Below are 23,333 nucleotides of genomic sequence, written 5' to 3'. Positions count from 1 at the left end.
CATGCCAAAACAAAAAACTCACCGCGCATCAGCTAAACGTTTCAAACGTACAGGTTCTGGTGGATTGAAACGCTTCCGCGCTTATACTTCACACCGTTTCCACGGTAAAACTAAAAAACAACGTCGTCACCTTCGTAAAGCAGGTATGGTACATGCTGGTGACTTCAAGCGTATCAAGTCAATGCTTACTCAAATGCGCTAAGCACTGATATAGCACTACTTATTATTTGAATTATTTGGAGGAAAATTAAATGGCACGTGTTAAAGGTGGCGTTGTTTCTCGTAAACGCCGTAAACGTATTTTAAAATTAGCTAAAGGTTACTATGGAGCTAAACATCTCTTGTTCCGCACTGCGAAAGAACAAGTAATGAACTCTTACTACTATGCATACCGTGACCGCCGTCAGAAGAAACGTGATTTCCGTAAATTGTGGATCACTCGTATCAACGCGGCTGCTCGCATGAACGGTTTGTCATACTCACAATTGATGCACGGTTTGAAATTGGCAGAAATCGAAGTAAACCGCAAAATGCTTGCTGACTTGGCAGTAAACGATGCAGCAGCTTTCACAGCTCTTGCAGATGCTGCTAAAGCAAAGCTTGCTAAATAAATATATAAAATAAAGAGTTTGGTCTGTGTGCCAAGCTCTTTTTTTGTTTTAATTCGCTCATGGCTTGCTAAATTTCAATATGAATGATATACTTAACCAGTAAATTAAAAAGGCGACAAATTTTATTTTATGAAGTAAATGGATATGGCGATGGCATTCTACAAGGGTAGAATCCATTTATCATGTCAATAATATAAATATAATAGTAAGTAAGGAGAGAAACAGTGATATGAAACAAGGTAAGACTTTGCTTTATGTAGCAGGAGTATCGCTTATTTGTGCTGTAGCATTGGTAACCTATCAAGTGTCTAATTATAAAGAGCAATCGAGCCATCAAAAAATAACAAGCATAGAAACATCGCAATCAAAGCAATCAAAAGAGATTCCTTCAGATTCGAAAAAGGAAGTTCCAGGGATTGATAAAGCGACAGATGATGGATTTTTACTCACTGATGAGTCACAAATTGAGGAAAAAACTGATTTAGGAATTATTGTTAATCATGGCGATCATAAGCACTTTTTCTTTTATTCAGATTTAAAGAATACAAAATGGGCTTATTTAATTCCTGAGAACTATCAAGAAAAAACACATTCTTCACAACCTAATAGAAGTAGAAGTCAATTATCGTCAGGATCGAAACAGACCGAAGATGAATACGTTTTTGATCCTAAAGATATTGTCGCAGAGGATGCCAATGGCTATACTGTTCGGCATGGGGATCATTATCACTATATTTTAAAATCAAGCTTAGGTGGCACGACACACAGACAATTGACCTCTGATAGTCGTCAATCGCCAACTCTTCCTATTGTTCATCGACAGGAAGGGATTCCGGGGATTGATTTTCAAACGAGTGATGGTTTCTTGTTTGATGGGCAAAATATCAGCGGTGTAACGGAAACTGGGATTCTAGTAAGGCATGGGAAACATTTGCATCTTATTCATTTTGAAACATTGAAAAAGAGTAAATGGTCTTATCTTGTGAACCAGTACAAACCAAGTGTTGAATCGGATAAGAAGTCACAACCTGAGGTAGATAATACTGAGTATCAAACCAAATTGGACTACTTAGCAAAAGAACTGAATTTAGAGCCATCACGTCTTAAGAAAGTCATTGTTGACGGTCAAATTGGATTAGAATATCCGCATGGCGATCACACACATATTGTTTTATTAAAGGAAATTGATACAAGGAAGCCGTTTGAAAGTCCGGAGGATCGTATTCTTAAGCAAAAGGATGGAGAAACTCTTGAACAGAGAAAAGAACGTCTCATTAAACAGTACATGGAGCGTTTTAAAGTAAAACGTGAGGACATTACAATTGATGGGAACTATATGAGTGTACGCCATGGGGACCATGCGCACGTTTATAAAATTGATCCTAGCTTGCCAGATGATCCTGAGCGTGATGTTAAGACCGAAACGGTAAATCTTGCTATTGAGAAACAATCAGTATATGGGCCTTTTTATACAGAAGGTTCAACAGAAAATTTAACACGTAATGGTGTCCATCAAAAGTATCATCCAGAAGGGCTTCAGGATATTAAAAATTTCATTCTGGTAACATTCAGTACAAATAGTGATTTTGGTGATTTTGTCGTTAATGGTAAAAAAACGAAGAGAGTCTATTATTTGGTTCGTAAAGATTTAAATTGGGAGGATTTGAACATCGCCTATCCGCAGACCCTTCAACAAAAGGGACGCGTCTTTAACGGTTGGAATGCTACTTTGCCAAAGTCTGGCAAGATGGCAAGAGAACATCAGAGTTTTTATGCTGATTTTGATAATGTTTATCGTAAGCCGACAAAAAATATTTACACTCCAAGTGATGATGTTTCAAATATTGATCTATCAGACTATGTACCTGTTAAATATAGTGCGATAGCTAATGGTCGTTTAAAATTAAATGGTGAGATTCGAGCAGGGTTCATATACTTTGTGAAATCTGACTTAACTTGGAAACAAGCTAAGGAGCAGGGGCTTGTTGTACCAGAACCGGTTCCAAGTAAAGATTATGAATTCATCGAGTTTAGGACAGTTATTACCGGTGGAGAAAAAGATACAGATTATGTTAGTGCCACAACGAGCTTGGCAGCATTTGGGACAACAGCTCCTCGTATAGGACCATATATTGCCGAAAATACGGATAATCCAACGGACATCAATGATCCAAGTAGACATCCAAATTACTATTGGCATGATCCAAAGAATTATGTAGCTCTTGCATTTCGAGCAGGTGACGGCGGTCAACTTCAGACCCATTTGGGAACTAGTAAAACAGTTGTTTACCTTGTTAGAAAAGGGTTAACATTGAACCAAGCTGGAATTTTTCCGCCATCTTTGAAGAGTGATACAGGTTATAAACGAGATTATACAAAACCTGTTATTCCAAATGTAGCATGGGACACACCTATTTTGGAAGATACTACCTACGATATTCATTTCGATAAAGTTGAAAGTGATAGCAAAGATGGGACAGTTGAGCCAGGTGATACTTGGTTGCCTGGAAATCCATTGCCGAATACTCCAGATGTCCCTAATGGAGAAGAGGATGCAGACGGCTGGTTAGATGATTTGTTGACACCTAGTTCAGAAGTAGAAACTGTAACAGACATTGAAACTACAACAGAAGATACAAAAGCAACAGAAAGTAGTACTGTTGCACCCATAGATGTCCCTAAGAATCCATCAGCAGGGGAAGAGTCTAGTGAGGATTCTATATTTCCTTGATGCAATAGAGATGAGTGATTTGAAATAGTGGTCTAATACTCTTCGAAAATCAAAATCAGACGTTGTTGACTTGATTTGATGAGTGAAAGGCTCCAGTGGAGCCTTTCAGCCTGTTACCTTGAAACAAAATAGTAACAGGGTTCTATCTGCTAAGTAGAAACGAACTACGTTCGCTCTATCTCCAACCTCCAAAGGTTCCCCAAACCTTTGGAGCTAGTCTGTTTTTAATTTTCATTGAGTATAAAAAGGCTTAGAATCAATGTAGTAACTGACATGATTCTAAGCCTTTTAGTGTATTACTGCGAAGTTGAACTGGTACTTGTTGAGGTAGTACCAGTATTTGGTGTGCTAGTAGCAGTTGTACTACCGTGAAGTTCTAGGTAGCTTGGTGCTTTAAATAGTTCAATTGTTGACTTATTGCCGTTTTTACTATACAAACTTGTCGATTGTGTACCAAGTTTATTCTCCAGTGCAATCTCGGCAGCCAATGAGTCAATGTAGTTATATTGACTTGAATCCAAGGCTGGCAATCCATTGTCGAAGAATCGGATAAGGTCACCAGTTTGAATGGCATCGCTAGTCGCCAGTTGTGCTGCGGTAGCTTCTTTAATTGCATCAATTTCTTTCTGAGTTGTCTCATCTGGATTTGTAATTTCAAGACCAGTTTCTGTATAGTAGATTTTACCTTCGTAGCTAGTGTATTTTGGTGTGATAAAACTGCCAGCGGTTCGAAGAGCCACGATTTGGCTGTGTTGGCTGGAAAGTAGGTCTTGACCAACTTGAAGATAGTTATCGGATTTGATTCCTAAAAGATGTTCGAGAGTAGGAAGTGCATCAATCTCACCACCGTAGGTATCAAAAATCCCACCGTTGGTCATTCTAGGTACAACAATCATATATGGAACACGTTGCATCATGGCATTGTCAAAATCTGACCAAGTCTGAGAATCTTTTCCAATCAACGGTGCCAAGTCAGGATTGCGTGAATTAGAAATTCCATAGTGATCACCATAGAGAACGATGACGGAGTTTTCGTACAAGCCAGTCGCTTTTAAGTAATCGAAAAATGCCTTTATGGACGCATCGAGATAGTTTGCAGTAGCAAAATAGCCATTAATGGTTTCATCATCTGTATTGGCTAATGGAAAGCCAATCTCATCCCCAATCAAGCTGGTTGTATAGGGGTAGTGGTTGGAAACTGTGATAAATTTGGTATAGAAGGGTTGCTGTAAATGTTCCAGATATTGGATAGAGTCGGCGAACATGATTTTATCATTCAGACCGTATTGGAATGAATTTTCAGCAGTGGCTTTAGAGAAATAGGATTGATCAAAGAAGTAATTGTAACCCCATTGTTTATAGGTGTTGTTCCTATTCCAGAAACTAGCTGCGTTACCGTGGAATACAGCAGATGTATAGCCACCATTTTGAGAGAGAATATATGGTGCGGCTTGCTGGGTATTGCTTCCGCCATATTGGACCATGAAAGAGCCTTGATTGAGTCCAAAAAGTGAGGTTTCAATCATGGTTTCGGCATCAGAGGTTTTACCTGCCTTCACTTGGTTAAAGAAATTAGAAAAGGCGAGAGTAGAGCTAGAATGATACAGAGAATTGAGGAAAGGTGTGACTTCGTATTCGACACCATTGACGTTCAACTTATAGTCAATAACAAATTGTTGTAAGCTTTCTAGGTGGAGATAGATAACATTTCGTCCTTTGGCAATACCGAAGTAGTTGTCATTCGGCTGAGCATAATGTTCTGTAATATATTGTTTTACAGGCTCCAGGTCTGAGGCGGTGGCCCCAGAGCGATCCTTATGGGCATTGTAGGTTTGATTAGCATTGTAGCCAAGGAAAGCTGGTAAACCAAGGGCTCTGACGATATAAGTATTAGAAAATCCTCTCGTAAGTAGCTCAGGTCTATCAATTTCTGCTAAAAAGAGATTGATAGAGAATAATAATACTGAAAAGGCTGTGATGGCAAAGCTAGATTTTTTATGAAATGGAGTTTTGTCCCAGTGAAATGCCTTACGGTAGACTAAGAAACCAAAAGCTATAAAATCAAGAAAATAGACAATATCCCATAGCCTAAATAACTTAAGAGCTGCTTCTCCTAATCCAGCAGATACGCTAGAGGTAGCCATCATGGTAGAAATGGAGATATAATCGGAAAATTCTCTATAATAGACTGCATTTGAAAAGAGCCAGGCGAAAAGAACAATATAAATGGTCATCGTTACACTATAGAATGCCTTCGTATTCTTTATATAAAGCGAGAGACCAAGCAATAAAATTCCTACTGGTAGAGGATTCATAATAGCGATAAAATTTTGGAAAAATCCTTGGGTATCTAAATTAAAATCAACATAGTAGGCCCAGAGTGTTTTGAGCCAGTAAATCATTAGCAAAATCAAGACGAAGCCAAGTCGAGTTTGTCCGCTCTTCTTGACGTAGTCAATTAGTTTTTTCACAATAAAACCTCATGGTCCTTTCTAAAAGCTTAGTTCATTATACCATAATTTTAAAATAAGCCTCAAAGTTTAGAGTTTTTTTGGCATAGTATGAAGAAACATGTTATAATAATTCTATGAAAATAAAGGTAAACCGTATTGCAGAACAGAAAATAAACAGAGGGATTCAACTCTTGGATAGCGCTGATTTTTCAGGTTTTTCGTTTGATGAAGACAGGCTGGCTGTTTTGTATTCAGAGTCTGGAAGCTATTTGGGCCAGGCTTATTTATCCAAACAGAATAAGGGAATAGGCTGGCTGTTTAGTAGAAGCAATCAAGATTTGACCATGGATTTTTTTGTTAAACTATTCGTGGATGCTAAACAGAAACGTCAACATTTTTATCAATCTGAGGTGACGAACGCTTTTCGTTTATTTAATCAAGATGGAGATAATTTTGGCGGAATGACGGTTGACTTGTATGATGAATACGCAGTTTTTTCATGGTATAATACCTTTATTTATTCTGTTAAAGAGATGATTGTTGCTGCCTTTCAACAGGTATTTCCAGAAGTAAGAGGAGCTTATGAGAAGATTCGTTTTAAAGGTTTGGCCTTTGAGTCTACTCATCTGTATGGAGAAGAAGCCCCTGAATATTTCACTGTGTTGGAAAATGGAGTTCACTATCAGGTCTTTATGAATGATGGTCTGATGACGGGAATCTTTTTGGATCAGCATGAGGTACGTGGTTCCTTGGTGGATGGTCTGGCAGCAGGCAAGTCACTTTTGAACATGTTTTCGTATACGGCAGCATTTTCTATTGCTGCTGCCATGGGCGGAGCAGGGGAAACGACTTCTGTTGACTTAGCCAAACGCTCGCGAGAACTTTCTAAAGCTCACTTTAAGGTTAATAGTTTAGACTTAGATAATCATCACTTTGTAGTAATGGATGTATTTGAATATTTCAAATATGCCAAACGTAAAGGCTTAACTTATGATGTGATTGTCTTGGATCCGCCAAGCTTTGCACGAAATAAGAAACAAACCTTTTCAGTAGCCAAAGATTATCACAAGTTGATTTCTCAATCTTTGGAAATACTAAATACAGGTGGAACTATTATCGCTTCGACCAACGCCGCAAATGTTTCTGTTGAAAAATTTAAACGGCAGATTGAAAAAGGTTTTGGTGTTAGAAAACACCGTTATGAGGCAAGTTACCGCTTGCCGGCCGATTTTGTAATCAATAAAAATGATGAAAGTAGTAATTACCTAAAGGTCTTTACGATACAGGTAGATAAATGAAAATAGTAGTTCCTATTATGCCTAGAAATCTGGAAGATGTAGAGGCCATTGATGTAGAACGTCTAGCAGAGGCAGATATTGTTGAATGGCGAGCAGACTATCTTCCGAAAGATGATATTTTAAGAGTAGCACCTGCTATATTTGAAAAATGTAATGGTAAGGAAGTGGTTTTCACCATTCGAACAACACGTGAAGGTGGCCACTTGGATTTGGACGATCAAGAATATGTCAATTTAATCAAAGAAGTTGCAGCGCTTTATCAGCCAGATTATATTGATTTTGAATATTATTCTTATAAGCCGGTTTTTGAGCAGATGTTGGAGTTTCCTAATCTTGTGTTGAGTTATCATAATTTTGAGGAAACACCGTCTAATTATATGGAAATCATGTCTGAACTAACTAGCCTGTCACCAGCTGTTGTTAAAATGGCTGTAATGGCTAAGACAGAGCAGGATGTCCTAGATGTTATGAATTATACTCGTGGTTTTAAATCGCTGAACACCGAGCAGACATTTGCGACAATCGCTATGGGTGAACTAGGGAAGTTAACGCGTATTGCAGGTGTGATTACAGGATCCTGCTGGACTTTTGCCAGCTTAGATGAAACATCTGCACCTGGACAGATGTCTTTAGGCAATACTCGTAAGTTTTTGGAAATTTTGGAGAATTAAGTATGCGTTATTTAACAGCTGGTGAGTCTCACGGACCACGTCTAACAGCCATTATTGAGGGAGTTCCAGCTGGTCTTCCTTTAACAGCTGAGGATATTAATGAAGATTTAAAACGTCGCCAGGGGGGATACGGTCGTGGTAGTCGGATGCAGATTGAAACAGATCGCGTAGAGATTACGGCTGGTGTTCGTCACGGCAAGACAACAGGTGCCCCGATTACATTGAATGTGACCAATAAAGACCATCAAAAATGGTTGGATATTATGGCAGTTGAGGATATCGAAGAGAAACTCAAAAGTAAGCGTCGTATCAAACATCCACGACCAGGACATGCTGACCTAGTTGGTGGTATGAAATATCGCTTTGATGATTTGCGTAATTCCTTGGAGCGTTCTAGTGCGCGTGAGACAACTATGCGTGTGGCTGTAGGTGCGGTTGCCAAACGGATTTTGGCTGAGTTGGATATTGAAATTGCTAACCATGTAGTCGTTTTCGGAGGGAAGGAAATTGATGTCCCAGATGGTTTAAGCGTAGCAGAAATCAAAGAGCGTGCAGCCCAGTCAGAAGTATCCATTGTCAACCAAGAGCGTGAAGAAGAAATAAAAGCCTATATTGATCAAATCAAGCGAGATGGAGATACTATTGGCGGAGTGATTGAGACTGTTGTTGGAGGAGTTCCAGCTGGCTTGGGGTCATATGTGCAATGGGATAAAAAGTTAGATGCAAAATTAGCGCAGGCTGTTGTTTCAATCAATGCTTTTAAGGGAGTAGAATTTGGAGTAGGCTTCCAAGCTGGCTATCTCAAAGGGAGTCAAGTCATGGACGAAATTCTCTGGTCCCAAGAAAAAGGATATACACGCCGAACCAATAATCTAGGTGGTTTCGAAGGTGGTATGACCAATGGCGAGGCTCTGATTATTCGTGGTGTTATGAAACCAATTCCGACCCTCTATAAGCCATTGATGTCGGTTGACATTGATACTCATGAGCCTTATAAAGCTACTGTGGAACGTTCAGATCCAACGGCTCTCCCAGCAGCTGGTGTGGTCATGGAATCAGTCGTAGCCACAACTCTAGCGACAGAAATCCTAGAGAAGTTCTCTTCCGATAATATGGAGGAATTGAAAGCTGCAGTAGCCAGTCATCGCGACTATGTCAAAAATTTCTAGGTAATTAATGAAAAAAACGATTTTAATTGTAGGTCTAGGGTTGATTGGAAGTTCACTTGCGCTCTGTATTCGCAAAGACCATCCTGACTATCACCTCATTGGCTTTGATCCTAACGAACAATCATGCCAAATTGCCTTGGGCAAGGGGATGGTTGATGAGGTATCAATGGAATTGGAGGGTGTAGCAAAGCAGGCGGATGTGATTCTTCTGTGTGTTCCAATTCAAGTTTCTTTGCGTTTGATTGAAGAATTTAGTGCTCTTGAATTGAAGGATACGGTCTTGATTACAGATGCAGGTTCAACGAAGTCTGCAATTGTGGCTGTTGCTGAGGAACATTTGGCGCCAAGACAAATTAATTTTATCGGTGGACACCCTATGGCAGGTAGTCATAAATCTGGTGCCAGTGCAGCAGATCTCCATCTATTTGAGAATGCTTACTACATTATGACACCGTGTCAGGCTACCAAGCAGGATGCGGTTCCTCGATTGACAGATTTGTTATCTGGAACGGGGGCACGTTTTGTTCAGATTGATGCGGCAGAACATGACCGTGTGACCAGTCAAATTTCACATTTTCCACACGTATTGGCTTCTAGTTTGATGCACCAAGCTGGAGAGTTTGCGCAAGATCATCCCTTTACGAATAATTTTGCAGCTGGAGGATTTAGAGATATGACACGGATTGCGGAAAGTGAGCCGAGCATGTGGACTAGCATTTTGCTAACCAATGCAGATTCTATTCTAAATCGAATCGAGGAATTTCAAGCACGTCTCTCAGAAATTTCAGATGTTCTCAGATCTGGCGATCAAAAAGCAATTTGGGACTTTTTTGATAAAGGACGTCAAACTCGTAAAGCCATGGAAATTCACAAGCGTGCAGGTGTTGATTCTTTCTACGATTTATTCCTTAGTGTTCCTGATGAGGAAGATACGATTTTGAAGGTTTTGGAAGTCTTACGGGGTATTTCCATTGTCAATATTCGTATCAATGAAGAGAACCGTGAAGATATACACGGTATTTTACAAATTACGTTTAAAAACAAAGGAAATTTGGAAGACGCTGCGAAACGTTTAAGAGAGCAGACGACTTACAAAATCCATTTAGATTAGGAGAAAATTATGTCAACAAATATCTATGATATAGCAAATGAATTGGAACGTGCAATCCGTAACCTGCCTGAATATAAGGCAGTGGAAGCCGTTAAGGTCTCAGTTGAGGGGGATTCAGAAGCCAAAGAAATATTGGAAAGTTATATTTCTTTCCAAAAAGAAATCCAATCTAAATTGCAGGCTGGTGAAATTCCTACTGAAGCTGACCAAAAGAAAATGTTGGATTTCAACAAGAAAGTTCAGGGAAATCCACTTTTGACGGAATATTTCAGCAAGCAACAACAATTGGGAACTTATGTAGCTGATTTGGAACGTATCATCTTCAAGCCTCTCAACGAATTGTTGTAATATATTTATATTTGATAGGAGCAGGGTGTTAGGTCATGGATTGACGCCTAGTATACACTGCTTACGTAGAGTTCTTATCTCCAAGTACAGATTCAGAAACGGTACTTTGGGGAGTAAGAACTCTTTTTTCTACCTTCTCACAGCATCCATTTCTTATAAAGTTATGGTAATTACTTGACATTTTCTAATAGAAGTTCTACAATATATTTAGTATATGGTTATAACCAGTTTGATAAGTATATATATCAATAAAGGAGATAGTATGACAGTATTTATAAAAGCAAAATCTATTATTTTACCAGAGAGTGAGGTCAAATCAGCCTATTTGGAAATTACTGACAATGGTCAGTTTGGACGGATTGTGACTGAAAAGCCTGAAGGGGAGATTGTTGATTATTCTGACTTTCATTTAGCACCAGGGCTAGTTGATACACATATCCACGGCTACGCTTCTCACGATGTTATGGACAATGATTTTGAAGGGATCAAGGTAATTTCAGAAGGCCTCTTGTCTTGTGGGGTAACCTCTTGGCTTCCAACGACCTTAACAGATACGACTGAAAATTTAGATGCAGTTTGTGAAACGATTGGGACTTATGCAGGGCAGGAAACAGGCGCCAAGATTCAAGGTATTTTCTTAGAAGGTCCTTTCTTTACAGAAAAATACAAGGGAGCACAAAATCCTAAGTACATGAGTGATCCATGCATTGAAAAGTTGGACAACTGGTACAGCTTATCCAAAGGTTTAGTCAATAAAATTGCTATTGCTCCAGAACGTGAAGGCGTCAAAGAATTCATCGAGTTTGCTAACAGCAAGGCAATTCATACTGCCTTGGCTCACAGCGATGCGACCTATGCGCAAGCGGAAGCGGCAGTAGAAGCTGGTGCCAATATCTTCGTCCATGTTTACAATGGGATGAGTGGGCTTCATCACCGTGAACCAGGTATGGTCGGAGCTGCTTTGAATTTAAAAAATGTCTATGCGGAAATGATTTGTGATGGACACCATGTTCATCCAGCTGCGGCAGAAATCGTGGTCAAAGCACGTGGAGCAGAGGAAACTGTTTTGATTACGGACTGTATGCGAGCTGGCGGTATGGGGGAAGGGGAGTCCCGCCTCGGTGAATTTGAAGTTGTTGTAAAAGATGGAACTGCTCGTTTAAAAGAAAGTGGTAGTTTGGCAGGTTCTATCTTAGAATTGATCGAAGCAGTGCAGAATGTTGTGAAATGGGGCTTGGTGTCCCTACCTGATGCCCTTCGTATGGCTTCTCTGGCACCAGCTCGCTCTGTCAATATTGACCATATTTGTGGTCGGATTGCAGAAGGCCGAGCTGCAGACTTTATCGTCGTAGATGATGCAGGACGCTTACAAGCGACCTATCTAGATGGCGTGAAACGATTTGGTTAATAAAATTCCTTAGGAGGAAACTAATGACAAAATTACAACTTTCTCAGGCAAAATTCAATCACATGACCCGCTTGTCAAACAGCGATCAGGTGATTGCGGCCTTGGCGATTGACCAACGTGGTGCATTGAAACGCCTGCTTGCTGCTGCAGCAGGTGGTGGTGAATTTGGTGATGACATTTTGATTGACTTCAAGAAAGTCATCTCAAGCGATTTGACTCCTTATGCAAGCTCCATTCTCTTGGATGCGGAATACGGTGTTCCGGCTTCAGAATTGCGCCATGCAGATTGCGGTTTCATTGCAGCTTATGAAAAAACAGGTTACGATGCGTCCACACCAGGTCGTTTGCCAGACCTTTTGCCAAATTGGTCAGCCAAACGTATCAAAGAATTGGGCGCGGATGCCGTAAAAATCTTGCTTTACTATGATGTAGATGACAAGCCAGAAATCAACGACATTAAGCATGCTTGGGTAGAACGCATTGGTAGTGAGTGTATCGCAGAAGATATTCCTTACTTCGTCGAAATCTTGACTTATGATGCCAGCGATATGGATGTGACTTCTCGTGAATACGCAGCCCTCAAACCACACAAGGTCAATGGTGCCATGCGTGAATTTAGTAAGTCACGTTATAATGCCGACGTGCTCAAGGTTGAAGTACCTGTCAATATGAACTTTGTAGAAGGCTACACAGATAAAGAGCCAGTCTATACAGTTGAGGAAGCTAAGGCCTTCTTCAAGGAACAAACAGATAGTACCCACTTGCCATTCATTTATTTGAGCGCTGGCGTATCTGCTAAACTTTTCCAAGAAACCCTTGTCTTTGCCAAAGAAGCTGGTTCAAGCTTTAATGGTGTCCTGTGTGGTCGGGCGACTTGGAAGGATGCAGTAGCCATCTTTGCAAGCGAGGGTGAAGAAGCAGCCAAAGCTTGGTTGGCAGATCAAGGCCGCCGCAACGTAGAAGAACTCAACGAGGTTCTAGCAACTACAGCGCGTCCTTGGACTGAAAAAGTTGAAGTAAAATAATTGTTTTAGTAAGGTCTGGGCTTAGGTTCAGACTTTTTTTGTGCCATCAAATATATTCATTTATAGTGAAATGAAGCAGGACATATCTAAGTTTATCAATTTGAAAACTTTAAAGTTATTTTAGGAGTAGGTTATTGACACTATAACTTAAAGTTGTCCTTTTCCTAATTCAAATCACTATACTTTCGCATTTTCAGGTAGTAGGCGCTGAGATGTTGACAAGAACTCTAAGAAGTGGAGCTGGGCTTTTTGCCGGCCTCACTCATCCAATCAAGTTAACAACGTCTGCTTTCGATTTTCGAAGAGTATCAGTTATGCCTGTGACTTGTTGCCTAGTACTAAAAGCAAACTAAAATACTACAGGTTTAAGGATTTAGGTTTTCGCGCCGGTCGTGGAAATTGAGAATAACTACTTGATTTTTCGGGGGGGGGGGGGGGTATAATGGAAGAGAGCTTTTAAAAGCGTCACGATGTAAAAATGGTTTCTGCGCCTTGTTCCCATGTGAGCAAGGAAGTCGCAATTGTCGGAAACAGGAACCCATAGAAGTAAAGAGAAACTTTTTTTTGAGAGAAAGAATGAACCCGCAACCGTCATTTCAGCACAAAGAAAGTTTATCACTACATCTTGGACGAAATCAGTTTTAAAAAAAGAGACAAAGTAGTCGAGCAAGGGCTTGTAAAGCTTGATACTATTTTTTTGTCATTTAGGATATAAAAGTCAATAGAAGTGTGAAACGTTAGACTGTTCACCATTGTAGTTGTATAGCCACAATGGATTCAGCAAGTGGCTAAGCATAGGAGAGGAAAAAGAAATGAAATCGTGGAAAAAGGTAGTGAGTAAATGGCTACTCGCCTTGTTAATAGTAGATTCTGTGGCAACGCCAGTCCTTGCCTTATCAGAAACGACTACAGAAGGAGTACGGATACGCGACACTTACATAAAGGATTATAAAGAGGATGCTTCCAAGCTATCACTTACCATTGATAAGGAACAAACAAACACCGAGCAGCTGGTTGTCAAACTCAAAGCTGCAGAAGGAGAAATCAACGAGCAAGGATTGACCTTGGTGCTACAAAGCGGTCTGGCTTTGCAACAAAATGACCAAGGTCAGGATATACTTCCTGAGGGTTTCTACCGAGATGAGGCTTATAATGAAAATGATAGGAAGGTTGCAGCAGAGGGTAGCGACGCACTCGCGGCCGGCCTCGAACAATTACCGGTTTATGGCGAAGGCTACTATTCACTGAAAATCAAACCCAGTGCTGACCGCTCTATCACCTTAAATACAGACCCAAATGACAGTAGCAAGCGATTTGAAGAGCATGTCTTTGTCTTCAAAAAGGTTGCCGAGGTTCAGACTGGGGAAATGGTCGCAATGACCAACGAACATTACCTGACCATTCTCAAAGAAAATCAATTGGTGTTTACTAATCAGGAAACGACAGAGATAACTGCATCAACCGAGATGCCAAGAGCCCCAGGTAGCCTGACCATTCAGCTCAGAGCATATGAAGAGAATAATCCAGACCCAAAGGTTCCCCTGACAGAAAGTGAGTTTGAAATTTCCCCAGTGGACCATCCCGAACAAACGACGAAAGGGAAGACGGATTTAAACGGAAATGTGACCTTTGAAAATATCGCACTAGGGACTTACACCATCAAGCAACTCACTTCTACCTCAAGTTATAATCTCGCTGAACAAATAGAAGCGGTAGAACTAACAGAATCAGAGCCTGCTAAGACAGTTCTCGTCATTAACCAACCAAAAGAAAGTTTATCACGTGCAGTACGACGCACACGCTCTGTATCAGAACGGGCTGCAGTCAATACGACGCTTTCTCCAAGTGTAGAGACCTACGGTATCACTTACGCCAATATTGATACCTTTGGTTATTATCAATTCCAAGATGGTTATTCTACTTATGGTGCTGGTATGGATATCAGGTGGAAACTACCGGCAGAAGCCAAGGAAGGGGACTACTTCACTTTGAAGTTTGGGAACCAGATTTTGCTGAACCGTGCTCCTATGTATGATGATAATGAGACAGTTCCCTACGATAGACTAGACAGTGTAGAGGACCGCTATCCTGATACACATATCGGGAACCTCTTCTTTACAGTTGTGACACGACAAAGTGCGACAGAACCAACAGGGATTCCGATTCTCAATGTCTACTATACCAAGGCAGGCGAGCTGACCTTCGTTGTCCAGAAGTATGCGAATGACAAAGGACCTATTGAAGGGGATGCCATTATCGGTAAGCTAGTTGATAAATACAATCTAACCGCTGTTACAGATGGTAATGGTCGCCACCGTGGTAGCAAGCGTATCCGACCAGCTGGTAACGGAGCAACCGATAGTAGGTTGGACTGGGATATCAACGACTTGGATGATCAAATCAAAAAGTATGACTTTTATGAAGGATTTTATCCCAACTATATGCTGATGACCGAGCAAGCGGGTGCGACTCCGACCAATGGTAACCCTTGGTTTTTAGGTCGGAAAATCATCTACACTTCCCAATATATGAACGGAACTCCAATTGACTTAGAAGACGCTAATGGTGATCCTAGTAAAAGTGGTGTTTATATCAATCAGCGAACACAGCTTTTTGAAACCACCCATGACTTTGGAGCAGGTGCTCAACAGACCTCCTCCTATGGTCGTGATGCACTCTTCCCCGTCTACGAAGATCGGAACTATCTGTACCACTACTTCGTATATAATGGAAATAGAAATGCGACTGGTCCAGGTGCTTGGGAAGTCTATCTAAGACCAGCAGGTTCGGAGCTCCAGATTGTCGATATCAAGCTCTTTGAAGGCTACAACGGTCCATATGCTAGCAAACAGGCGACCTCTATGGTACCGCCCATGGCTACCGTAGATCCAAACAATCCTGAAGCAGGTCAGCAAGTTTCCACTGGTAAGAGATTTAATCCCTACAATGCGACAGAGTGGATGGCAAACTGGGGTGGTCCAGAACACAATAAAACCTACTTAGCAATTATCAAGTCTAAAAAGAAGACTCCATCAGCTGAAGCAGCTGACCTCAACCGTTTGGGCTACCACATGGGAGTTCATTCTAGACAGAGTGTTTTTGCTACACGGCAAATCGTTGACTACTATGTACCGACGGAAGGCTTTGGTGCAGGTTGGGTAGTCCCTAAGGAGCCTAAAGACCTTTTGGGGAATTTCAAGATTCAGAAAACTGACCCAAATAAAGCAGTAGTTTACCCCAACTACCAAAAGGTTGGGGATGCTATTCAGTATCAGGATGACCATGGAAATACCTATACCTATAATAGCCTAAGCAAAAAATTTGTAGATAATCGCGGACAAAGTTTAAGTCAGAAGACAGACAATCAAGGCAATCTTCTCTTTGAAAATAACCTCCACAAAGTCTTTACCCAGAAGAAAAATGGCAGCACCATCACCTATACAGATGATACTGGTATTGTCTATAGTAAAAAGGCTGGCGAGGAAGATATTTATATCAGCCCAGATGGCAAGGTCTTCAGACCATCACGACCACTCCTCAAAGATTACGATGTCACCATCAAGGTAGAGGGGACTGTCGTGACAGATAGTGGCGGCAAGGTCTACCCACTAGCCAGTCAGAACAATGGTATTCTTGAAGTCGTAGACCGATTTGGAAATCTATTACGTGTTCAAAAAACGGCCGGAGGCTTGAACGCTTGGAAATTTGACCCTGGATCAGGAAGCTGGGGACCTGCACAAGTCACCTCACAGGGTAGTGGTTATTATAAGATTTCAGCCCTGCCAATTTCGACAACGCATATCCGTCCAAAACTAACAGAGACCTTTAGTTTCAGGATTACCGACACAGTGACAGGACTTGTCTTCAATCATGAAGTTGACGAGTACGGCTATGCCATCTTCCCATCCTTGCTGGTAGGACATACCTATCGTCTTGAAGAAACCTCGGCACGAGTAGGGTATACCCGTACACCAAAAGTATACCTCTTGACAGTAACTGCTACAGGACAGATTACGATTACGGATGAGAATGGAGCACCAATCTCTGCAACGACTGATCCATTATCAGTTGTTGATGCAAGCAATCTTCTTTATTCCGTTGTCAATGATGTCGTCCGCCTCAAGATTAAAAAGACAGACGAAGATGGTCGTCTCATTACATCGGATAAAGCCACCTTTAAAGTCTATAAATCAGGCGATTATACGAACAATAACAACACTATCCGACCAAATACTGGAGCCGTACCAGTGGCGACCATTCAAACCTCAAAAGCGGATGGAACCGCTACGCTTTACGGCGAGTCAGAAGCAGTTGTCATTCCAAACATTATGACCAATGTCAACTACGGCATTGTCGAAGAGACTGCACCAGCAGGCTATCGTATCCTGACAACTGGTATCGAAGTGAAGTTAGTCCAAAGTGGTACAAACTACGTTTGGCAACTGGTTTCAGGTGGAAACAATGCTAGTCTAGAATCAGATAATCTTACCCTCAAGGTGAAAAACAGAGCTGATTTAGCCACTCTTGTCATCACTAAGAAAATCAAGGGACTAGAAAGTCTGAACGATTTGATTACTTCGCCTGTTACGTTCAAGTTGACCAAATTAAACGATACAAGCTTTAATCCAATCACTTTAAGGCAGAATGCTAATACAAGATTTGTGTTTAACAATTTATCAAAAGGCGTGTATCGTTTAGAAGAGACCGAACCACCGACAGGATATGTCAAATCCCCAACACCGTATACCGTTATCGTGGACAAAGGACGAGCTAGCTTGTACCAATCTGGTCAAGGAACAACGACTCAAGCTACGGGACTAACGGTCATCAAGTCAAACCACTTTGACAATGCGCCACTCTGGGGAGACAATATCGAAGGTAGAGCCTTGGACGGAAGCGACTCAACTGTTGCTCTCTACAAACTTGCCAATAACCGACTAGAGGAAGGTCAATGGTGGGGAGTTGATTTGGGAGAAATAAAAAATGTTTCCCGTATCCGCTACCTCCAAGGTCCAGCAGGAGGAAATGGAAGTGATAAGGATAGAATGGATAGTCTTGCGTTAGAGTATTCTGTCGATGGTCAAAACTACCAAAGCCTAGGCACCTATAATGCACCGACTGGTGGTTCTCTTGGAGAAGTATTGAAAGATACCGAAGTGATGGCACGTTATATCCGTGTTCGCAACCTCCGTCTCAAGACGAACGTCTGGTTAGCCATCAAGGAAATGACGATTACCACAAGAAACTCAATCACTCCGTTGACAGATGGGACACTTGCTATCGGAAATATCCAAAATCCAAAATTACGGATTGAAAAGCAGGATACAAATGGGCAAGTCATTTCACAAAATGTCACCTTTAAACTCTATAAGGTGGATGATACAACAACAGCTGATAACGTTGTCATTCGAGAGGCTGACCATGTCCAAACTTTTGAGTTGACAAACGGTCAGGTAAGTCAGAATCTACAAACCAAGGTGCTAGGTCGGTATGCTCTTGTTGAAACCCAAGCCCCTACAGGTTATACAGGACTATCAGCCCCAGTTCTCTTGGAACTTTATGAAGAGAATCAACCGCATAACACTCAGCTCAATAAAGCAGTCACACGCTTTAGAGTGCTCAGTCAAACAGACAAGGTAACGGTTGATGACAGCACCACCGCAACGGACAATACCCTGAAAATGGTTGTCAAAAACGTGCGGAACACCTTCAACTTGAAGCTATTGAAACGAGACCTTGCAAATCCAAATACCGGCCTCAATGCTCGCTTTGAGTTGTACAATGCAAATGAAGCAACTCCGATTGGTCAAGGTGATACTGAACGGGATAGTAATAGTCTTACCTTCCAAAATCTGTCAGCTGGTATTTATGTCCTCAAAGAAGTAACACCGCCGTCAGGTTATATTCAAGTAGATCCAGTTCGACTTGAAATCACGCAGGCAGGTCAATTACAAATCTTGTCAGGAGATACAGAGCTTCTAGAAATTGGTGCATCAAGTGGCAATACGCTTCAACTGACGGTCAAAAACGACAGTAAGAAAACCCTGCGCATTTCCAAACGCATCAAGGGATTGGAAGACTTGCCGAGTCTTATCACGGGTCAGATGACCTTTACATTGACCAAGGGCAATGATACAACCGCAGTATCAGCCGTTCAGACCCATGCTGCGAATACAGACTTTGTCTTTAATAACCTGACCTACGGTTCCTATACTCTTGTCGAAACCACACCGCCAACAGGTTATCTGGTTGATTCGGTTACTTATAAGGTGACAGTGACTCGCTCAGGAGTTTCCTTGTACAAGATTTCCAATGCTTCGTCGATCGAAACGGTCACAAATGCCACTCTCATCAAGTCAGCGGATTTGTCCAATATTCAAGCTGGACAAGATGGAAATGCTATTGACGGTCGTGATGATACATTTGTTACCTACTCAAACTTTAATGGTCAGGGGGATAATATCCCAGTAGGAGCTTATATAGGAGTTGATTTACAAGCCGTAAAACGTGTCCGTCAGATTTACTATTTGCAAGGAAATCAAAGCAATCCATTAGATAGATTGAATCGCTATACAGTTGAGTACTCTATTGATGGTCAGAACTATTATCCACTCGTGAGCAATGCGTCGGGAGAAAGTCTGACGCAAGATACAGACATTCTTGCTCGCTATATTCGGATAAGAAATGAAGAATTGGTATCACAAAAATGGTTTGCGATACGAGAGTTGAGAGTATCGGCTCAAGAGGCTGTTTCTGTAAATGTGCAAGGTATGGATGTCTATCCAATCGGCAACATCGAGAACCCAGAGTTCAAAATTGAGAAGGTTGATAGCAATAACAACCAAATCTCAAAACCTGTCACCTTTAAGCTCTACAAAGTTGACGATAGTACAACAGCTGATACTGTATCAAGTGTTACTCTTAATGACAGCAATCTTGTGCAAACCTTGACCTTTACAGGTCAAAGTAGCATGACTAGGTTAACTGCGACAGCGCTGGGCAAATATGTTCTTGAGGAAGCGCAGGCTCCAGAAGGCTATGATGGCTTGGCTACTCCTGTCTTGCTGGAATTGGAGGAAACCACACGAGCCTATGACGTGACCCAACAAAAAGCGGTGACCCGTTTCAGGGTCCTAAGCCAGACCGATGCGGTCAGCGTAACAGATTTATCTGCTGTTAGCGGAGTTCTTACGAACGCTATTAGCATTAAAGTAAAAAATACGCAAAAAAGCTATAACTTTAAAGTCATCAAGAAAGATTCGACGACAGATGCTGGACTGGATGCCCGCTTTGAACTTTATCGTGAAAATGGTAGTCGTGTCGATGCCGGAAATACGACGTCGTCTGGTGAGAACCTTGTCTTCCGTAATCTCAATCCTGGTGATTATGTCCTCAAAGAGGTACGAACGCCAAGCAATTACAATGGAATTATGGATATTAAGGTACAGATTGCTGCCAATGGAACACTAACCGTTCTTGAAGGACCAGCAGAACTCTTGACGACCAGCAATGCAGATGAAAATCGAGAAATCCGCCTGACTGTAAAAAACGTCCCATTCCTTGAGATGAGCGTTCAAAAACTGAAAAAAGCGACAGGTGTCAGTCTGGCAGGCGTTCGATTGAAAATAACTGCACTGGATCAAACACCTGCTCCAAACTTTAAAGATGTGACATGGCATCAAAATAATTATAGAGGTGTTGTTAACTCGACTGCTAAGACAGTAGAATGGACAACACGAGCTGATGGAGATGCAGTCTTCTTGCTTCCACAGGGGCGCTATAGATTGGAAGAAATCAGCGCACCAAGTGGTTACAAACAGTTAGAAGCATTTACATTTACTGTTAATGCTTCCAATCAGATTGTACTTGGAGTGGATGCCCCTGCAGACTTAGTGGGGACTACAACCAAGGATAACCGTTTGTCTATCGTCCTTAAAAACGAGTTTGAGAAGAAAATCAAGGTTAAGAAAATAGACAAGACCAAGCAAACGCTTCTCGCAGGAGCCAAGTTCAAACTCTTTGCTTCTGACCAAACAACCCAGATAGGGGACGAAAAGACAACAAATAGCCAAGGTATTCTTGAATTTACTGTTACAGACGCGGGTACCTACTATCTCCAAGAAAGCCAATCACCGACAGGGTATGTGACCAACGGTAAAAAGTACAAGCTGGTGGTTGCAGAAGATGGTAGCGTAACGACAGATAATGGAGATGACAACTTTGCTATCGGTGACATTGATGCGACGGATCGCTCAACAACGATTACCGTTAAAAATGAACGTCGTAGCATCAAAGTGAAGAAACGTGACTACCATAATCCAGCGACTGGATTGAACGCTCGATTTGAACTCTTTACAGAGGATAATCGACCTGTAGTCATTGATGGTGTTAGCATGAAAGGCACTACCAGCAATGCGGACAATAGTATTACCTTCTCGAACCTGCCAGTCGGTATTTATATCTTGAAAGAGACAGTCGTTCCGACCGGTGGTTATAGACCAACCACTGAGTTGCGAGACATTAAATTCGAGATCCAAGCAGATGGAAGTCTGAGACTCATAGACTTTGATTCGAATATGGTAACGGTTGATGTGTCACAAGGGGCTACCCTTGAGATAACCGTCAAGAACTTCAAGTTCCTTGAGATGAGCGTTCAAAAACTGAAAAAAGCGACAGGTGTCAGTCTGGCAGGCGTTCGATTGAAAATAACTGCACTGGATCAAACACCTGCTCCAAACTTTAAAGATGTGACATGGCATCAAAATAATTATAGAGGTGTTGTTAACTCGACTGCTAAGACAGTAGAATGGACGACACGAGCTGATGGAGATGCAGTCTTCTTGCTTCCACAGGGGCGCTATAGATTGGAAGAAATCAGTGCACCAAGTGGTTACAAACAGTTGGAAGCATTTACATTTACTGTTAATGCTTCCAATCAGATTGAACTTGAGGTGGATGCCCCTACAGACTTAGTGGGGACTACAACCAAGGATGGTCGTTTGTCTATCGTCCTTAAAAATGAGTTTGAGAAGAAAATCAAGGTTAAGAAAATAGACAAGACCAAACAAACGCTTCTCGCAGGAGCCAAGTTCAAGCTCTTTGCTTCTGACCAAACAACCCAGATAGGGGACGAAAAGACAACAAATAGCCAAGGTATTCTTGAATTTACTGTTACAGACGCGGGTACCTACTATCTACAAGAAAGCCAATCACCGACAGGGTATGTGACCAACGGTAAAAAGTACAAGCTGGTGGTTGCAGAAGATGGTAGCGTAACGACAGATAATGGAGATGACAACTTTGCTATCGGTGACATTGATGCGACGGATCGCTCAACAACGATTACCGTTAAAAATGAACGTCGTAGCATCAAAGTGAAGAAACGGGACTACCATAATCCAACGACTGGATTGAACGCTCGATTTGAACTCTTTACAGAGGATAATCGACCTGTAGTCATTGATGGTGTCGGTATGAAAGGCACTACCAGCAATGCGGACAATAGTATTACCTTCTCGAACCTGCCAGTCGGCATCTATATCTTGAAAGAGACAGTCGTTCCAACCGGTGGTTATAGACCAACCACTGAGTTGCGAGACATTAAATTCGAGATCCAAGCAGATGGAAGTCTGAGACTCATAGACTTTGATTCGAATATGGTAACGGTTGATGTGTCACAAGGGGCTACCCTTGAGATAACCATCAAGAACTTCAAGCAATTCAAGTTCCGACTCCAAAAATCGGATAGTCGTAATGATAATCAACTCCTAGACGGAGCAACATTCAAGATTTATAGCGATTCGAACAATGATGGAGTTAAAGATGCTGAAATTGCTAGTGGTACAACTGCAAATGGTATATTCGAAACACCACTAAGTTTTGGTTACTATATCTTGGAAGAAACAGCTGCTCCAACAGGCTATCAACTAAATCCGAAACAATATCGTTTCCAGATTAACCATGATGGAACGACTTATCTCCATAACGGAGATGATCAAGTTAGCCTAGCTCAAAGAGCGAATGGGGAGAATGTTGTCCTCTTCACCATGAAGAACACACGCTCGACCACATCCATCAAACTAGCCAAGCGCTCTTACCGTGATCCAAATCAACGGTTAGAAGCCGAGTTTGAGCTAAGAGAAGGTGATAATCCTGCCTCAGCCGTTGTCAAAACAACGACGACCACAGGGGATGAAGTGAGCTTTGACCAATTGGCTTTAGGGAAAACCTATATCCTGAAAGAAACGGTAGCTCCAGAGGGCTATCAAAAGATCGAAAAAGAATTCCAAATCGATATAGGTGCAGATGGCACGATTACCATTCGAGATGGTGGTGACCTCGTCAGTCTGGACGGTATGGATCCTCACCTGATTATCGTGAAAAACCTCCGCAAAGGAGAATATCCGCAAGCAGGTGGAATGGGCGCAATCCCATATATTGCATTAGGGGGGGTGATGATGTTCGTTGCTTTTGCCGTTGAGCGACGTCGCAAAAACAGTCTATAACCC

At 41.6% G+C, this 23,333-nt stretch carries 12 protein-coding genes; 11 read left to right on the top strand and 1 reads right to left on the bottom strand.

The window, feature by feature from the left end; all coding sequences use genetic code 11:
• The first annotated feature begins 1 nt into the window (after nt 1).
• The 3 genes from CWM22_07750 (at nt 2) to CWM22_07740 (ending at nt 3,342) form a co-directional block, all read left to right on the top strand.
• Nucleotides 2-202: a 50S ribosomal protein L35 gene (locus tag CWM22_07750; GenBank protein ID AUC91792.1), complete on the top strand. Its 201-nt coding sequence runs from the start codon at nt 2-4 to the stop codon at nt 200-202.
• 49 nt (nt 203-251) lie between these two features.
• On the top strand, nt 252-611 hold the full coding sequence (locus CWM22_07745) for a 50S ribosomal protein L20 (protein ID AUC91791.1): 360 nt from the start codon (nt 252-254) through the stop codon (nt 609-611).
• A gap of 229 nt (nt 612-840) precedes the next feature.
• Nucleotides 841-3,342: a histidine triad protein gene (locus CWM22_07740; protein AUC91790.1), complete on the top strand. Its 2,502-nt coding sequence runs from the start codon at nt 841-843 to the stop codon at nt 3,340-3,342.
• Nucleotides 3,343-3,638: 296 nt separating this feature from the next.
• Here CWM22_07740 and CWM22_07735 read toward each other — a convergent pair whose 3' ends face one another.
• Nucleotides 3,639-5,813, bottom strand: a complete 2,175-nt coding sequence (locus CWM22_07735; protein ID AUC91789.1) for an alkaline phosphatase — start codon at nt 5,811-5,813, stop codon at nt 3,639-3,641.
• A 116-nt stretch (nt 5,814-5,929) separates the two neighbouring features.
• Here CWM22_07735 and CWM22_07730 point away from each other — a divergent pair, with 116 nt between their 5' ends.
• From CWM22_07730 to CWM22_07695, 8 genes are all read left to right on the top strand, one after another.
• On the top strand, nt 5,930-7,093 hold the full coding sequence (locus CWM22_07730) for a class I SAM-dependent rRNA methyltransferase (protein AUC91788.1): 1,164 nt from the start codon (nt 5,930-5,932) through the stop codon (nt 7,091-7,093).
• The gene (locus CWM22_07725) at nt 7,090-7,764 is read left to right on the top strand and encodes a type I 3-dehydroquinate dehydratase (GenBank protein ID AUC91787.1); all 675 of its coding nucleotides are present in this window, start codon (nt 7,090-7,092) and stop codon (nt 7,762-7,764) included. Before CWM22_07730 ends, CWM22_07725 begins: the two co-directional genes overlap by 4 nt.
• Nucleotides 7,765-7,766: 2 nt before the next feature.
• Nucleotides 7,767-8,933, top strand: coding sequence for a chorismate synthase (gene aroC, locus CWM22_07720; GenBank protein ID AUC91786.1), 1,167 nt, complete (start codon nt 7,767-7,769; stop codon nt 8,931-8,933).
• A gap of 7 nt (nt 8,934-8,940) precedes the next feature.
• Nucleotides 8,941-10,044, top strand: coding sequence for a prephenate dehydrogenase (locus CWM22_07715; GenBank protein ID AUC91785.1), 1,104 nt, complete (start codon nt 8,941-8,943; stop codon nt 10,042-10,044).
• 9 nt (nt 10,045-10,053) lie between these two features.
• Nucleotides 10,054-10,392 carry a YlbF/YmcA family competence regulator gene (locus tag CWM22_07710; GenBank protein AUC91784.1) on the top strand — a complete coding sequence of 113 codons (339 nt, stop codon included), beginning with the start codon at nt 10,054-10,056 and terminating at the stop codon, nt 10,390-10,392.
• A gap of 262 nt (nt 10,393-10,654) precedes the next feature.
• Nucleotides 10,655-11,800 (top strand): N-acetylglucosamine-6-phosphate deacetylase, encoded by a 1,146-nt coding sequence (gene nagA / locus CWM22_07705; GenBank protein AUC91783.1) that lies wholly within the window; start codon nt 10,655-10,657, stop codon nt 11,798-11,800.
• Between the two features lie 23 nt (nt 11,801-11,823).
• Entirely contained in the window at nt 11,824-12,825 is a 1,002-nt protein-coding gene (lacD, locus tag CWM22_07700; protein ID AUC91782.1) for a tagatose-bisphosphate aldolase, read from the top strand.
• 812 nt (nt 12,826-13,637) lie between these two features.
• Nucleotides 13,638-23,330: a hypothetical protein gene (locus CWM22_07695; protein ID AUC91781.1), complete on the top strand. Its 9,693-nt coding sequence runs from the start codon at nt 13,638-13,640 to the stop codon at nt 23,328-23,330.
• Nucleotides 23,331-23,333: the final 3 nt, after the last annotated feature.

This window comes from Streptococcus suis (genome assembly GCA_002831545.1).
GTDB lineage: Bacteria > Bacillota > Bacilli > Lactobacillales > Streptococcaceae > Streptococcus > Streptococcus suis_P.
The sequence above is the reverse complement of the archived record's forward strand: the minus strand, read 5'-3'. Positions and strand labels throughout refer to the sequence as shown.

Bases quoted from the DNA above. Each gene is read 5' to 3' on its own strand.
- CWM22_07750 (AUC91792.1), top strand. From the start codon at position 2: ATGCCAAAACAAAAAACTCACCGCGCATCAGCTAAACGTTTCAAACGT.
- CWM22_07745 (AUC91791.1), top strand. From the start codon at position 252: ATGGCACGTGTTAAAGGTGGCGTTGTTTCTCGTAAACGCCGTAAACGT.
- CWM22_07740 (AUC91790.1), top strand. From the start codon at position 841: ATGAAACAAGGTAAGACTTTGCTTTATGTAGCAGGAGTATCGCTTATT.
- CWM22_07730 (AUC91788.1), top strand. From the start codon at position 5,930: ATGAAAATAAAGGTAAACCGTATTGCAGAACAGAAAATAAACAGAGGG.
- CWM22_07725 (AUC91787.1), top strand. From the start codon at position 7,090: ATGAAAATAGTAGTTCCTATTATGCCTAGAAATCTGGAAGATGTAGAG.
- aroC (AUC91786.1), top strand. From the start codon at position 7,767: ATGCGTTATTTAACAGCTGGTGAGTCTCACGGACCACGTCTAACAGCC.
- CWM22_07715 (AUC91785.1), top strand. From the start codon at position 8,941: ATGAAAAAAACGATTTTAATTGTAGGTCTAGGGTTGATTGGAAGTTCA.
- CWM22_07710 (AUC91784.1), top strand. From the start codon at position 10,054: ATGTCAACAAATATCTATGATATAGCAAATGAATTGGAACGTGCAATC.
- nagA (AUC91783.1), top strand. From the start codon at position 10,655: ATGACAGTATTTATAAAAGCAAAATCTATTATTTTACCAGAGAGTGAG.
- lacD (AUC91782.1), top strand. From the start codon at position 11,824: ATGACAAAATTACAACTTTCTCAGGCAAAATTCAATCACATGACCCGC.
- CWM22_07695 (AUC91781.1), top strand. From the start codon at position 13,638: ATGAAATCGTGGAAAAAGGTAGTGAGTAAATGGCTACTCGCCTTGTTA.